Consider the following 14,583-nt stretch of genomic DNA (forward strand, 5'->3'; position numbering starts at 1 on the left):
AAGGAGATTTAAAATGATCAGGTTTATATTTAAACAAGAAAATAAGATTACTCTTATTGCATTTATTTTAATCGCAGCGGGTCTGATATTAAGATTCACAGGCAATACCGATGCAGGAAACTGCCTTAATCGTAGCAACAATTATCGCTATGCTGCCTATCGGTATTAAGGCTTATCAGGCAGCGCGGATGAAGCTGTTCAGCATTGAATTACTAGTAACTATCGCCGTTATTGGAGCGTTATTTATTGGAGAATATGTCGAGTCTTCAATCGTTACGTTTTTATTTCTTTTGGTAGTTACTTAGAAGCGAGAACTCTTGAAAGAACCCGTTCTTCAATTAAAGAATTGACTGAGATGGCGCCGCAAGAAGCTAATTTAATACTTACTGACGGCAGCCGGAAAGTAATAGATGTAGATGATGTAGAAATCGGTGACAGAATAGCAATACTTCCGGGCGGAATGATTCCGGTAGATGGCAAAGTGTTGAGCGGTGAAGCAGAAGTTAATGAAGCAGCTGTCAGTGGTGAATCTATTCCAGTATCGAAAATTACTGGTGACCAGGTTTTAAGCGGAACGATTCTGGACTCTGGCTACTTGGAAATAACAGCGGAAAAAGTAGGAGACGATACGACGTTTTCAAAAATTATAGAACTTGTTGAAGAAGCACAGGATAGTAAATCAAATGCAGAACGATTTCTCGACAGATTCGCTCAGTACTATACACCAGGAGTTTTAGTACTGTCGATAATTGTCTGGTTCATTACGAAAGATCTTCACCTTGCAATTACCTTCCTTGTGATTGCATGTCCGGGAGCTCTTGTTATCGGCGCACCTGTCTCAAACGTTGCTGGTATCGGTAACGGTGCGAAAAACGGTTCGCTTATTAAAGGTGGAGAAGTGATTGAAACACTTTCTAAAGTCGATACACTGGTTTTTGATAAAACAGGTACATTGACGAAAGGACGTCCGGAAGTAACAGATTTTAAAGTGTTTGCTGGAGATGAAATGGAACTTACAGGTTTGATAGGAAAACTTGAAACTGCATCTGAACATCATCTTGGGAGAGCAATAGTCGAGTATGCAGAAAAAACGTCGGATCTTTCAGCTTATATAATGGAGCAGGCATCCGGTGTTAAAGGCCAGGGTATTGAAGGTACTATAAGTAATCATTCAATCGTTGCAGGAAACAGAAAATTGTTAAGAGAAAACGGCATTGATATACCGCCTGATATTGAAACTTACGCACTTGAACGTGAAAAGAAAGGGAATACTGCGGTATTTGCAGCAGTAGATTCGAAACTAACAGCAGTAATATCTATTGCTGATAAAATCAGAGACGATGCAAAAGAAGCTCTGGCAACAATGCGTAACAATGGCATTAAACATATTGTTATGCTGACAGGTGATAACCGCCATACAGCAGCAGCAGTCGCAGTTGAACTCGGTATTGACGAAGTACACGCAGAGCTGCTGCCGGAAGATAAAGTGATGCATGTGAAACGTCTTAAAGGAGAAGGCAGAATTATTTCTATGGCAGGGGACGGCATTAATGATGCACCGGCTATAGCAACAGCAGACGTCGGACTAGCTATGGGGAAAGGCGGCACGGATATTTCGATGGAAACAGCGGACGTAGTGCTGATGGCGGATAAACTGTCGCAGTATGCACACGCACTGTCGTTATCTAAAGGAACGATGCGCAACATGAAACAAAACATCATTATCGCACTCGTTACAGTAGCATTACTCCTCGTTGGAGTGCTGATGGGCGGCGTTAACCTGGCGATAGGAATGTTTGCCCATGAAGCAAGTGTACTGATTGTTATACTCAACGCGATGAGGTTAATAAAATTTAAACCGTAATCTTGATGCAGGTCAATTTTAAATAGGCGAGTTACTAATATAATTAAGGTATAAGATAAAAGGAAAACAAAAAACGGGAGGAATATATTATGAATAAAGTAACGATGCAACTTGAAACATTGAGCTGTCCGACATGTATTAAGAAAATAGAAGGGGCACTGACGAAAACAGATGGTGTTGAATCAGCTAAACTTTTATTTAATGCGAGCAAAGCGAAAGCGGAATATAATCCGGAGAAAGTAACATCAGCAGAACTGAAAAGTGTTATTGAGAATTTGGGCTATGAGGTATTGAAAGTAAAGGAAGCATAATTATTAAGAAAGTCGGTGTTCATTTGAACCCCGACTTTTATTTATAAAAAATGTGGTATCTTTAAATTAATACAGTGATATGGGGGATTATAATGACAACATCATTACCAAATTGTCCGAGCTGCAATTCGGAGTATACATACGAGGATGGACCGCTCTTAATTTGTCCAATGTGCGCGCATGAGTGGACGCCTGAGTCAGCGGAAGAAGAAGCGCTGGCGGCACTCGTAAAAGATGCGAATGGCAACGTCTTGAATGACGGAGATATCGTGACGGTAATTAAGGATTTAAAAATTAAAGGTTCGTCCAATGTAATCAAGCAGGGAACGAAAGTTAAAGGTATCAGACTTGTTGACCCGGAAGATGGTCATGACATTGATTGTAAAATACCGGGTATCGGCCAGATGAATCTGAAGTCTGAATTTGTGAAGAAAATAGATTAAGTTTAAAACTAGAAAAAACGGTCCGGAACCTTTAAATGAGGAAATTCGGACCGTATTATTTTTATTCCATTAAACCTTTGCTGTATATTTCAAGCAGGTATTCCAATGTTGTTGGATCGCTGTAGCTGGATGCTGCAGTATCAATTTCAATAACATTGTCATTTTGTACAGCGGGTATCGACTGCCATACTTCACTGTCAGTAAATGACATGTCCGTCTCTTCACCGCGGCTTAATACAATGTAGTCACCCGCATATTCTGCCAAGACTTCTTGTGAAATTTCATAATATCCATCAGATGAGACAGCTTTCTGTACATTTTCAGGCATCTTTAAATCCATTGCCTGGTACAAAATTTCAGTTCCTCTTCCCCATGCTTCGCCAAATAAATAAAATCCTTTGCCATCAGTCTCAATCACTGTAACGGTAGTCTCTTCACCGTGCTTCTCTTTAATCTTACTGCCGATATCTGCAGCACGTTTCTCAAAATCTTCTGCCCATGCACGGGTTTCATCTTCTTTACCAACGAGTTTACCTATCTCAATTTGCTGTTCGAGATAATTTAATTTTCCCCAAGTATAAGTCACGGTTGGTGCAATTTTCTCAAGCTCTTCCAGATTTTCCATGTTGGCTCCTGCAATAATTAAATCAGGATCTTCAGCTAAGATACTCTCTGGTTCAGCTTCAGTCACCTCGGCAACACCTTCCAGGTCTTCTTCGAACAGTGGATTATTTTTAGACCACTGATCAACACCTGACATTTCAATATCGAGGGCATGAAGGTTTGGGGCGTAGGTTAAACAACAATGCGTTCCGGGTTTTCAGGAACTTCTACAGGACCGAATTCAGATTCATATGTAATAGTTTCTTCCTTTGATGATTCTTCACCGGCAGGTTCTTCTGAACTGCATGCCCCGAGTATTACTGACAGAGCCAGCGCAAGTGTAAAACTTAAAAATTTCTTCATAATATTTCTCCTTTTCCAGCTAATTGAGATGAATTCTCAATGACTGTTTATTATATAATCCGGCTGCTTTACAGCCGGATTAGAATTACTGGTTTAATCATTTAATTTTGCTAAAAGGTACAGGAAGTAAGGTGCACCTATAATCGCGACAACAACACCTGTCGGAATTTCAGCAGGCTGAAGTATGACACGGCCCAGTGTATCAGCGGTTAATACGAGCACTGCACCGATAAGCGCACATATCGGAATGACGTACTTATGTTTATTGCCGACGAGCCTTCTGGTCATATGCGGAGCAATTAACCCGACAAAGCCGATACCGCCGCTGACCGAAACACTCGCTGCAGCGAGACCGACAGCTGCAGCAAGCAGAATTCGGCGTTCCTTTTCGAGATTCATGCCTAGACTGACAGCAGTATGATCGCCGAGGTTTAAAACGTCTAACACTCGTGACTTCATATAAACAAATGGAATCAAAATCACAAGCCACGGCAGAAGGGCCAATACGAAGTTCCAGTTTGAACCCCATATGCTCCCTGCAAGCCAGGTGGCAACGAAATCATATGTTTTAGGATCGAGTTTTAAGGTCAGAACAATCATCAATGCACTAATACCTGCAGCAACTGCAACACCGACAAGTATTAATCGGATAGGCGATACGCCTTCATCTTTTTTATAGGAGAAAGCATATATAACAACAGCCGCCGCGCCTGCACCGATGAACGCGAGAAACGGCATAATAAATACCGAGTTTCCAAGTTCAGTTGAGAAATATGATACAAACAGCATCACTGCAAGTCCTGCCCCGGCATTGATTCCTATAATTCCGGGATCTGCCAGAGGGTTTTTCACTATCCCCTGAAGCACGGCTCCGGATACGGCGAGTCCCATACCGATGAGTACGGCAATGGTAATTCTCGGCAGACGGAACTCAAACAGCAGCAGTTCATCACGCGGTTCGCCGCTGCCGAATATTGTTTTTATCACAGTGACCGGGTCGATGCGTATAACACCTGTATTTAAACTGACGAGAATAAAACAAGTAAAAGAACTATAAAGATACTGGAAACCACTGCAGCACGGCGCTGTTTTTCATGAGACCAGCGGGTCTATACTGATTCATATTGCCTTACCTCCTTACGAGCAAGGTATAAGAAGAATGGTACACCGATTAAAGAAATGAGTGCACCGATTGGTATTTCAAAAGGAGCATTCAGCGTACGTGCGAATAAATCTGCAACAACAACGAGAATTGCACCGACAACGGCGCTGACGGGTATTATCCAGCGGTAGTCATAACCGACGAGCCTGCGGGTCAAGTGCGGGACAATTAAGCCGACAAAACTGACTGCACCGACTACTGAAACTGCAAGACCGGCAAGCACGACTATAACGCCTGCGCTGATCAGTTTTGTTCTGACTGTGCGTTCCCCGAGACTAACGGCGACTTCTTCCCCGAGACTTAAAATAGTAATAGATTTTGAAATACGCATCGCTATAAATAACATGGTAATAACGATAGGCGTTATTATCGCGAGATGACTCCAACGCGTGCTGGATACGCCTCCGGCATACCAGAATGCCATATCCTGTCCGACGTTAAAGTACAGAGCGATACCTTCACTCAATGCAGTAAGTAATGCTGTAACAGCTGCCCCTGCAAGGACTAAGCGAAGCGGTGTTAAACCATTTCTGCTCATCGAACCAATGCCGTAAACTATACCTGCACCAAGTGCAGCGCCAAAAAACGACATCAGTACAACATAGACATACGGCAGTCCCGGAAAAAAACTGAAACTGATTGCGAGCATCATCACTGCGCCCGCATTCAATCCCAGGAGTCCGGAATCGGCAAGAGGATTTCGTGTCATCCCTTGCATTAATGCACCTGCAACACTGAATGCCGCTCCAACGATTGCTGCACCGATAATACGCGGGAATCGGAGTTCCCATATTATCTGGTGCTGTGTGACAGACCCGTCAAAGTTAAACAAAGCATTCCATATTGTTGATAAGTTTATATCTGCTGCACCAAGTGAAATAGATACTGCAAACGCACACAGCAGAAAAATTATCCCGCCTGAGATGATAACCGTTCCGCGGACAGGTTTTGCAGAATTTTTAACTTCTTTTACTTGTTCTTTATCAGTTAAGGAAGAATTGAATTTACTCATAATCTTTGTCCTGACTGCTTAAATGATAAGAAGTGAAAATCGGGTGACCGCTGTAAGGACACTTCTGAATGTCGGCTTCGATATTAAACAATGTTCTTAAATTGTCATGTGTCATTACTTCTTCAGGATTGCCTTTTGTAATAAGATTTCCATCCTTCATTGCTATCATATAATCAGAAAATCTTGAAGCGTGATTCAGGTCATGCAGAACCATAATAATGGTGCGGTGTTCTTCAATATTCAATTTCTTCAAGAGAAGCAGAATGTCGAGCTGGTGAGCGAGGTCCAAATAAGTAGTCGGCTCATCGAGCACGAGTGTTTCCGTGCCTTGTGCAAGAGACATAGCAATCCAGACACGCTGGCGCTGGCCGCCTGACATATCACTGATTTCACGATCTGAGAAATCTGCAAGGCCTGTTACTTCAATCGCCCAGTTATATAATATAATCTTCTCTACTTAGAGAACCGAGTGCTTTTCTGTATGGAAAACGACCGTATGAAACAAGTTCAAAAACGGTGAGCCCGCCCGGAGATTCTGCAGTTTGCGGCAAAATCGCCATCTGCTTGGCGATCTCTCTAGTGTCCAGAGTATTAATCGCTTTACCATCGAGTAAAATCGTACCTTTCTCAGCTTTTAATATACGGGAAACCGTTTTTATCAGCGTAGACTTTCCGCAGCCGTTCGGTCCGATAATTGTAGTTATTTTATTATTTTTGGGAATCGTAACACTTAAGTCATTTATTACCGAACGGTTGTGGTAGCCAACCGCTATATATTTATTTCAAGTGCGTTCAACACAGTCACCTCTCATATAGATGATTCTTCAGAGTATTGAGAATCATTATCACTCTGAAAGTTTATGCCAATAATATCCGAATGTCAATATAATATATATCGCTGCGTGAAAAAGGGTACAAGATAATTAAAGTGTAAAGGAAAGAAGGGGTCTGATGAAACGGCGTGGAATGATTGAAAAACTGTGGGCAGAAGAAAAATATAAAGTTATGATGCATTCGCAAAACATTATAATTTAATCAGGGAAGAATTGAAAAAAGATATCTCAATAGAAACGCTGGAAATATTGATTAATGATGCATTTAAAATTACGCCGGAATCTGGTTCTGTAATCAATACAGCTGATCATATGTGGGGATATTTTAAAAAGTATGTACGGCTGCAGAGAAAAATGAATATATGAGTTTAAAAGAAGCTTATAAAAAAGAAGAGGTGCCGGCTGAAAAGATGCTGGCTTTTGTTAGAAAGTCAGCAGATAAATACGAAGTGGAGTACTTGCAAAAATCTACTGTGTTGCATAAATAAAAAATACAGCACGTCAATAACGTACTGTACTTAGAGGTGAGCGATTATTATACTGAATATGCTAGGATGATGAAGCCAATCGTGCACCGACGGGAAGTACAACCTTATTTTCTTGTTTAGCCCCATGATATTATCCTCTGCCGGCGTGTTTATTTACTTTAGGATGAATATATTTATAATCAGCAGCTTCTTCTGTTGTAATTGTTCGCTCTGAAACTTCATATGCTTCAAGGAAATTCATTTCCGACACAGCGAATGAACCGTCTTCATAGACAGTTTCAATGTAGGCAACGTGCCCGATTTCACCGCGGTCAGTCTGCATTAATGAACCTTCTTCAGGTACATTATTTACAACATAGCCGTCATCTTCTGCACGATCTGCCCAGTACTCAGCATCGTTCCATGTTCGTTCTATCATGCCGTCTTCCTTAACTTTATCGAAAACATAGTACGTACATTCTCCCTGATCATATGTATTATTTTCCATAGGATTAGGTGAGAATAATTCTAAGTTCTTCTATTAAGCCATCATCAGTTTTACTGTCTGCATAAACTAAACCAAATGCCGCAGCAGCGATAATGATGATGGGAAGTATAATTCTTTTCATAAAATAGTGTCCTTTCCAAAATGTAACGCTATGCGTTATTTAATAACTATATGCATTATAACCTATATGTGGCAGGCTTTCTCTGAATTTGAACTGCTGTTGTGTTTCACATATATTGTAAAGGAAATAAAGAGAAGTATAAAGTTTAAGAAAGGGGTAATTTTAATGGATAAACATTGGACCGCACAATTACCGGTTAAAGATCTTAAAAGTATCACACCTGTCAGCGGCGGAGATGTGAATGATGCATACCGTATCGAAACGGGTAACAAACTTTATTTCCTGCTGGTGCAGCCGGGTAGAGCTGAAGATTTTTATGCTGCTGAAATTGCAGGCTTGAGGGATTTTGAGAAAGCCGAAATTACCGCGCCGCGTGTCGAGGGTTACGGACAGATTTCCGGTGATGCTTATTTACTGCTGGATTTTCTAGAAGAGGGCTCTGGCAGTCAGAAGGACCTGGGTGAGCTGGTCGCAAAGCTTCATCTGACACATCAGAAGGATAGACAGTTCGGCTATCATCTGCCATATGAAGGCAGCGATATTACATTTCAAAACGGGTGGTTCAATACTTGGAGTGAATTGTTCATCGATCAGCGTCTGGTGCAGCTGCATGAAGAAATTATCAAAAGAGATTTATGGAGCGAACAGGAGAATCAAATATTTATCAGTGTGCTCGAAATAATTAAAGGGGAATTAAATAAACACGATAGTAAGCCCTCACTGCTTCATGGTGATTTATGGTCGGGAAATTACATGTTCCTAAATGACGGGCGTCCTGCATTATTTGACCCTTCTCCCTTGTATGGAGACCGGGAGTTTGATCTGGGTGCCACGCAGGTGTTTGGAGGGTTTGGCAGTGAATTTTATGAAGCTTACGATAGTGTCTATCCTCTGGCAGAAGGTGCTGAACGCCGTATAGAGTTTTACAAGCTGTATTTGCTGCTTGTTCATCTGGTAAAGTTTGGAGAGATGTATCTCGGCAGTGTAAGTAGTACAATGAGGAACATAATAAGTAAAGAATAGGAGAATATATGGCTGAAAATATATTTAACAGAATGGCAAAGAAGTATGACAATGAACAGAGAATTGAACTGGCTAATACAGTAGCAGCAGAAGTGAGAAAACATTTACCTGCTGATTCTAATAAAACATTAATAGATTACGGCTGCGGGACCGGACTCATTGGTCTTCAGTTTACCGATTATTTTAAACAGCTGATTTTCAGTGATATCTCAGAAGGTATGATGGAAGTTGTTAGTGAAAAGATTGAAGCGGGCAATGTCAAAAATGCAGAAACGAGAGCGACGGATGAGCTGGATAACAATGAAGCCGATGTAATTATTGTGTCACTCGTAATGCTGCATGTACCTGAATAAAAGAATTGATTAAAAAACTATATACCTTATTAAATGATTCGGGTCAGCTGCTGATTGCTGATTTCGATAAAAACGAATCGATTTATCATGAAAAAGTGCATAACGGATTTACTCATGATGAAATGCATTCTGCTTTAATCGATGCAGGTTTTAAATCGGCCGATATTAAGACGTTTTACCATGGAGAAAAGTATTTATGAACAAAGACGCATCAATTCTTGCATCTGCTGAAAAATAATTAACTAAAATGAGGATGATGACATGGATTTCATACTGCTCGCGGCAACAGGTCTGATTGCAGCAATTGTCGGATCATTAATAGGGCTCGGCGGCGGTATAGTCATCGTTCCCGTTCTTATATTTTAGGGGCTGAACTCGGGATACTGGAAGGAATCACACCGCAGATTGCTGTCGGTACTTCCAGTCTGGTTCTTGTTTTTATCGGACTATCATCTGTTATTTCATACAATAAAAATAAACAGGTCGACTGGAAAAATGGGAAGTATCTTTTATACGGAATTATTCCGGGTGCAATGCTCGGTTCATATACAAGCAGCTTGTTTACAGTCGACAGCCTGAAGCTGTATTTTGGGCTGTTTATCATTTTAGTCAGTTTTATACTGCTCATTAGGGACAAAATAAAACCGATGAAAGTATTTCAGGACGAAAGATATGTCAGACCTCATACGGGGCAGGAGAAGTTCATTACTACGCTTCCCGCCTTACATAGGAGTTATCGGAAGTTTACTTGCCGGCTTTGCAGCCGGATTATTCGGTGTAGGCGGTGGTGCTTTAATGACACCGATGATGATTATTATTTTTAATGCCGCCGTCAATTGCAGTCGGCACGAGTATGTTTTTAGTGCTGTTCGGCAGTGTTTCTTCTGCGACCGGTCATCTGCTGCAGGGTAATATTCACTTTTTCTATGCATTGACACTGATTCCAGCTGCTTATCTTGGGGCGAAGATCGGTGTTAAACTGAATAGAAAGCTCGATTCAAATACCGTTGTATTCATATTGAGGATGGTTCTTCTCTTACTCGGCATATATAGATTATTGACAGCTGGTAAAATGTGATAAAATATACGGAGTAAATTATAAAGAATGGAACTGAAGATATGTTTAATTGGAAAAATGTGCCTAAAGGCTTTTTAATGGGAATAGTTGAATTGGTCCCCGGTGTCAGCAGCGGTACGATGGCGTTATTACTAGGGATTTATGATCAGTTCCTCGGTGCCATCAGCCGGATAATATCAAAGCACTATAAGCAGGCATTAGCATTTTTACTGCCTTTGGTACTCGGCATGGCCATTGCAATATTAACGATGTCTTCTGTCCTGGATTACTTTTTGCAAAATCACACAATGCCCACTCACTGGTTCTTTATGGGAATGGTGCTTGGAGTAATACCCATGATGATAAGAATTTCAAATGTTAAAGCAGAATTCAGAGCGATACATTTTATCCTGATACTTATTGGAATCGCAATACTTTATGCTATGTCAATGTTCAATGCTGATGCGCCGCCGGCAAGCAGTGCAGGCATGGAATTAGGCGATTTATTTAAATACTTCCTTGCAGGTATACTGGCAGCCTCAATGATGCTGCTGCCGGGAATCTCAGGTTCTCTTGTCATGCTGATTCTCGGAGTATACCCGATAGTTATTTATGCGATTAATGAATTTACATCATTGAACTTTGAAGTACTGCCAATTTTAATCTCAACTGGTCTCGGCATAGTAACAGGTATACTTGTTGCGAGCAGAATAATTTCGCATTTGCTTAAAAATTATACCTACCTGACTTACGCCGGGATTATCGGTTTGCTTTTCGGCTCAACATTCGCCATTTATCCGGGATTGCCAGACAGTGGTGCAGGATGGATTATATCCATAATTGTATTTTTAGCCGGACTCTCTATCAGTTATATTTTCGGTAAGCCGAGAAATGACACTCCTTAACCAGCGGAGTGTTATTTTTTATTTAAAAGAGGGTAACAGAAGATAAACTTTCGGACGCTCTAAAAATTTATTTCATGTAATAGAAAGTTCTAAAAAACATCGAAAGCTGTTGAAAATACTTTGAATACAGTGCATAATGAATCTCCACTAAATTTTAGGAGCGGTCACAATGGGTAATAAAATAAATTAAAACTTGCCCAGAGAGGGGCTTACTTAAGTATCATTACTTATATTATTTTATCTGTAGTGAAATATTATTTCGGTATGGAATATGATTCTGCGGCGGTGCGTGCCGACGCTTTAAATAATATGACAGATTTTTGCATCTGTTGCTGTGTTAATCGGTTTGAAAATATCGATTAGACCGCCCGATGACAATCATCCGTACGGCCATTTAAAATCTGAGAACATTGCTTCTCTCGTCGTTTCTTTCATTATTATATTTGTTGGTGTTCAGGTACTTTTTGAAAACCTCCCGGCAATCTTTTCACCGGTAGTGTCAACGCCTGACCCGGTAGTGATTTATATAAGTATTGCCAGTGGTTTAATAATGCTCGCTGTCTTCTTTATTAATTCAAAACTTGCAGAGAAAACGAACAGCAGCTCACTCAAATCTGCGGCAATGGATAACATGTCGGACAGTATGATCAGTTTCGGAACTGCTGCCGGTTTGATATTGACACAGCTTGGCTTGCCTATAGCTGACGTTATTATAGCCTCAATACTCGGGGTTTTGATTATGTATACCGGCTTTAAAATATTAAAAGACGCAGTGTTCGCTTTAAGTGACGGCTACAATGATGACGATTTAATAGAACATAAAGAAGATGTTTTGGAAGTCCCGGGTGTTATGGATGTTAAATCGATAAAAGGGCGCTATCACGGCAGCAGCATCTTTTTAGATGTGACGATTATTGTTGATCCTGAAATTTCAATAACAGAAGCACATTATATATGCGATCAGGTAGAAGAGCATATGCACGATAAAGGGATTATGTCCCTGTATGTGCATCCGGAACCAAAGCTTAATGAATAAAAAATCCCTTTAAGACTGATGAATGAAAGTCTTAAAGGGAATTTTTTATGCTTCTCTGAAAATAACATCTTTGTACTTATCGTTATACTCGTCAAAACGTTTTGCAACGAACGGACATTGTCCGATTAATCTCAAGTCGTTTTCGCGGGCGTAATCGGCAGCGGCATCAAGCAGCACGTCCCCGAGTCCTTCACCGCGCATTTCTTCTTTCACGACAACGCTGTCTATTACGAGTTTATCCTTATTGTCAGGAAGATACGTCAGTTCACCATCAGGATTCTGCGGGTCATCTCCGAAATAAAATTTGTTAGTACCTTGTTTAATATCCAATTAATCACACCTCCGAATATTTTCTGCATTAATACTATACCCCGAGGAAAAATTTTACACGTCTAAAGCAGATTGTAGTTTTTAATCGTTTTAACTAATTCTTCAAGATAGAGCTTTGCTACGCGGCTGAGCTGTGCTTTATTATTCGTTATCCAGCCGACTTTAATTTCATCATCGACATCCAGTGGCACGGGAATAATATCAGTACCGTTCAGTTCTGCGCTTAAAATTCCGCTTGAAATCGTATAGCCGTTTAAACCGATCATACAGTTGAATATCGTTGCTCTATCGCTGACCAGAATGTTTTTCGGACTCTGCAGTGTGCTCAGTATTTCTTCTGAGAAATAAAATGAGCTGTGTTCACCCTGGTCAAATGATAACCTCGGATAAGGTTCCAAATCATCCAGAGTGACCTTGTCTTTTTTCGCGAGCGGATTAGTTTTACTTATAAAAACGTGAGGGCTCGCTGTGAAAGCAGCTCAAATGTCAAATGACTTTCTCTTAACAGCTGGGTCAGTATTTTCTCATTAAATTTGTTCATATACAGAACGCCGATTTCACTTTTTAAGTTTTTCACATCATCGATAATTTCATATGTGCGTGTTTCGCGCAGTGAAAACTGATATTTGTCACCGCCGTGCAGTTCAATCATCCGGACCATTGCATCGACAGAAAAAGAATAATGCTGTGTCGATACGGACAGCAGCTGTTCCTGATAGGGTGTATCAAGATACTTATTCTCCAGGAGCTCTACCTGTTCTGTAATCTGCCGGGCATAGCTGAGGAACTCCGCTCCGTCCGGGCTGAGAACGATACCTGTTGAAGTACGCTTTAAAATCGTAATTCCCATTTCACGTTCGAGTTCCTTAATGGCTTTTGATAAAGTCGGTTGTGAAATATACAGTTTCTTTGCAGCTTCATTAATAGATCCGCTGTTAACGACTGCAATTAAATACTTTAATTGTTGAAGTGACATAATATCCTCCTATTGGTATAGCTTAAAGTTATAACGAGTAATGAATTTAATCAGTTAGTCTATATCATACAGCCATGATAATATTTAAACAATCATTAAAAGAGATGGAGTGGCAAATACATATGACTAAAGAAATATACAGAGCTGATCACGTAGGCAGCTTATTAAGACCAAGCGAGCTGAAAAAAGCCCGCCGACAATTCGAGGATGAAAAAATTACTTTAGAAGAGCTGAGAACAGTTGAAGACAAAGCGATTGCGAATGCTGTTCAAAAACAGAAAGAAGCAGGATTAAAAGCAGTAACAGATGGGGAGTACCGACGTGCATGGTGGCATTTCGACTTCCTCGAGGGACTTAAAGGTGTTGAAGGCTCCGATACAGGCGGCGGGATCGCATTCAAAGAACGCCAGACGAAGTCCCGTGCAATTCAAGTCACAGGGAAAGTAGACTTTGACGGACATAGAGAAATTGAATTCTTTAAATATTTACAGGAGCAGGCCGGAGATATCGTTGCTAAATATGCAATTCCGAGTCCGAGTATGCTGCATTTCAGAGGGGAAATTGATAAGGATATCTACCCTGACGAAGAAGAATTCTTTAACGATCTTGCAGCAGCATACAAGAAAGTGCTTCAGGGATTTTACGATGCGGGCTGCCGTTATTTACAACTTGATGATACTTCCTGGGGCTACTTCTGTTCAGATGAAGAAAAACAAAATTAATCGATAAAGGACAGGACCCTGAATACTTAAAAGAAAAGTATTTGGAAGTATTAAATAAAGCAGTGGACGGCCGTCCGGAGGACTTTAAAATCACGATGCACATCTGCCGCGGTAATTTCCGCTCAACTTGGATTTCGTCAGGCGGCTACGAGCCGGTAGCGGAAATATTATTCGGTCGCTTAAATATCGATGGTTTCTTCCTTGAATATGACAGCGACCGGGCAGGTGGTTTTGAGCCCCTGCGTCACGTCAACAGAAAAGATTTAGTCATAGTTCTAGGACTTGTTACATCGAAGAACGGAGAGCTTGAAAACCCGGAAGATATTAAAGCGCGTATTAGTGAAGCGGCTCAATATGTACCGCTCGAGCAGCTGGCTTTAAGCCCGCAATGCGGCTTCGCATCCACTGAAGAAGGCAACGTACTGACAGAAGAAGAGCAATGGCAGAAATTAAAATACGTCGTGGATACCGCTGCTGACGTCTGGAAATAGAAA

Annotated in this window: 13 protein-coding genes and 8 pseudogenes; 13 read left to right on the forward strand and 8 right to left on the reverse strand. The window is 40.9% G+C overall.

Annotation, left to right across the window (positions count from 1 at the left end):
* Window positions 1–110: 110 nt before the first annotated feature.
* From G4D76_RS16880 to G4D76_RS08920, 4 genes are all read left to right on the forward strand, one after another.
* On the forward strand, window positions 111–305 hold the full coding sequence (locus tag G4D76_RS16880) for a hypothetical protein (RefSeq protein ID WP_371814458.1): 195 nt from the start codon (window positions 111–113) through the stop codon (window positions 303–305).
* A complete protein-coding gene (locus tag G4D76_RS08910) occupies window positions 284–1,864 on the forward strand; it encodes a heavy metal translocating P-type ATPase (protein WP_371814677.1) in 1,581 nt (526 codons plus the stop codon). Before G4D76_RS16880 ends, G4D76_RS08910 begins: the two co-directional genes overlap by 22 nt.
* Before the next feature lie 89 nt (window positions 1,865–1,953).
* The gene (locus G4D76_RS08915) at window positions 1,954–2,175 is read left to right on the forward strand and encodes a heavy-metal-associated domain-containing protein (protein WP_026859190.1); all 222 of its coding nucleotides are present in this window, start codon (window positions 1,954–1,956) and stop codon (window positions 2,173–2,175) included.
* Window positions 2,176–2,267: 92 nt separating this feature from the next.
* On the forward strand, window positions 2,268–2,618 hold the full coding sequence (locus tag G4D76_RS08920) for a zinc ribbon domain-containing protein YjdM (protein ID WP_026859189.1): 351 nt from the start codon (window positions 2,268–2,270) through the stop codon (window positions 2,616–2,618).
* A gap of 61 nt (window positions 2,619–2,679) precedes the next feature.
* Here the strand turns inward: G4D76_RS08920 and G4D76_RS08925 are convergent, their stop codons facing one another.
* From G4D76_RS08925 to G4D76_RS08940, 5 genes and pseudogenes are all read right to left on the reverse strand, one after another.
* Window positions 2,680–3,378, reverse strand: coding sequence for an ABC transporter substrate-binding protein (locus G4D76_RS08925; RefSeq protein ID WP_371814459.1), 699 nt, complete (start codon window positions 3,376–3,378; stop codon window positions 2,680–2,682).
* Between the two features lie 35 nt (window positions 3,379–3,413).
* Window positions 3,414–3,584 carry a hypothetical protein gene (locus tag G4D76_RS16885; RefSeq protein WP_371814460.1) on the reverse strand — a complete coding sequence of 57 codons (171 nt, stop codon included), beginning with the start codon at window positions 3,582–3,584 and terminating at the stop codon, window positions 3,414–3,416.
* A gap of 93 nt (window positions 3,585–3,677) precedes the next feature.
* A pseudogene (locus G4D76_RS08930) lies at window positions 3,678–4,657 on the reverse strand (FecCD family ABC transporter permease).
* A 36-nt stretch (window positions 4,658–4,693) separates the two neighbouring features.
* Window positions 4,694–5,758, reverse strand: a complete 1,065-nt coding sequence (locus G4D76_RS08935; protein ID WP_213809697.1) for a FecCD family ABC transporter permease — start codon at window positions 5,756–5,758, stop codon at window positions 4,694–4,696.
* Window positions 5,751–6,531, reverse strand: a pseudogene (locus tag G4D76_RS08940) (ABC transporter ATP-binding protein). The gene G4D76_RS08935 and the pseudogene G4D76_RS08940 overlap by 8 nt, the downstream one beginning before the upstream one ends.
* 178 nt (window positions 6,532–6,709) lie before the next feature.
* Here G4D76_RS08940 and G4D76_RS16890 point away from each other — a divergent pair.
* Window positions 6,710–7,079 (forward strand): annotated as a pseudogene (locus G4D76_RS16890) (YbgA family protein).
* A gap of 130 nt (window positions 7,080–7,209) precedes the next feature.
* Here the strand turns inward: G4D76_RS16890 and G4D76_RS08950 are convergent.
* Window positions 7,210–7,566, reverse strand: coding sequence for a CHAP domain-containing protein (locus G4D76_RS08950; protein WP_250129877.1), 357 nt, complete (start codon window positions 7,564–7,566; stop codon window positions 7,210–7,212).
* A 286-nt stretch (window positions 7,567–7,852) separates the two neighbouring features.
* On the opposite strand from G4D76_RS08950, the gene G4D76_RS08955 reads away from it, so the two are divergent.
* The 7 genes and pseudogenes from G4D76_RS08955 to G4D76_RS08980 all read left to right on the forward strand — a co-directional run bounded on the left by G4D76_RS08955 (window position 7,853) and on the right by G4D76_RS08980 (window position 12,061).
* Window positions 7,853–8,710 carry a fructosamine kinase family protein gene (locus G4D76_RS08955; RefSeq protein WP_213809698.1) on the forward strand — a complete coding sequence of 286 codons (858 nt, stop codon included), beginning with the start codon at window positions 7,853–7,855 and terminating at the stop codon, window positions 8,708–8,710.
* An 8-nt stretch (window positions 8,711–8,718) separates the two neighbouring features.
* Window positions 8,719–9,063: a methyltransferase domain-containing protein gene (locus G4D76_RS08960; protein WP_213809699.1), complete on the forward strand. Its 345-nt coding sequence runs from the start codon at window positions 8,719–8,721 to the stop codon at window positions 9,061–9,063.
* 5 nt (window positions 9,064–9,068) lie between these two features.
* Window positions 9,069–9,263: a hypothetical protein gene (locus G4D76_RS08965; RefSeq protein ID WP_213809700.1), complete on the forward strand. Its 195-nt coding sequence runs from the start codon at window positions 9,069–9,071 to the stop codon at window positions 9,261–9,263.
* Between the two features lie 240 nt (window positions 9,264–9,503).
* Window positions 9,504–9,671 (forward strand): annotated as a pseudogene (locus G4D76_RS15060) (TSUP family transporter); the annotation flags it as partial.
* A 64-nt stretch (window positions 9,672–9,735) separates the two neighbouring features.
* Window positions 9,736–10,141, forward strand: a pseudogene (locus tag G4D76_RS15065) (sulfite exporter TauE/SafE family protein).
* A gap of 41 nt (window positions 10,142–10,182) precedes the next feature.
* On the forward strand, window positions 10,183–11,025 hold the full coding sequence (locus G4D76_RS08975; protein WP_213809701.1) for a DUF368 domain-containing protein: 843 nt from the start codon (window positions 10,183–10,185) through the stop codon (window positions 11,023–11,025).
* A 219-nt stretch (window positions 11,026–11,244) separates the two neighbouring features.
* Window positions 11,245–12,061, forward strand: a pseudogene (locus tag G4D76_RS08980) (cation diffusion facilitator family transporter).
* A gap of 45 nt (window positions 12,062–12,106) precedes the next feature.
* Here G4D76_RS08980 and G4D76_RS08985 read toward each other — a convergent pair.
* Both G4D76_RS08985 and G4D76_RS08990 read right to left on the reverse strand, forming a co-directional pair.
* A complete protein-coding gene (locus tag G4D76_RS08985) occupies window positions 12,107–12,391 on the reverse strand; it encodes a GNAT family N-acetyltransferase (protein WP_213809702.1) in 285 nt (94 codons plus the stop codon).
* Window positions 12,392–12,453: 62 nt separating this feature from the next.
* Window positions 12,454–13,367: pseudogene (locus G4D76_RS08990) on the reverse strand (LysR family transcriptional regulator).
* Window positions 13,368–13,489: 122 nt separating this feature from the next.
* Here G4D76_RS08990 and G4D76_RS08995 point away from each other — a divergent pair.
* Window positions 13,490–14,580 (forward strand): annotated as a pseudogene (locus G4D76_RS08995) (5-methyltetrahydropteroyltriglutamate--homocysteine S-methyltransferase).
* Window positions 14,581–14,583 lie beyond the last annotated feature (3 nt).

It is taken from the genome of Jeotgalicoccus sp. WY2 (assembly GCF_018437745.1).
In the GTDB taxonomy this organism is placed as follows: Bacteria; Bacillota; Bacilli; order Staphylococcales; family Salinicoccaceae; genus Jeotgalicoccus; species Jeotgalicoccus psychrophilus.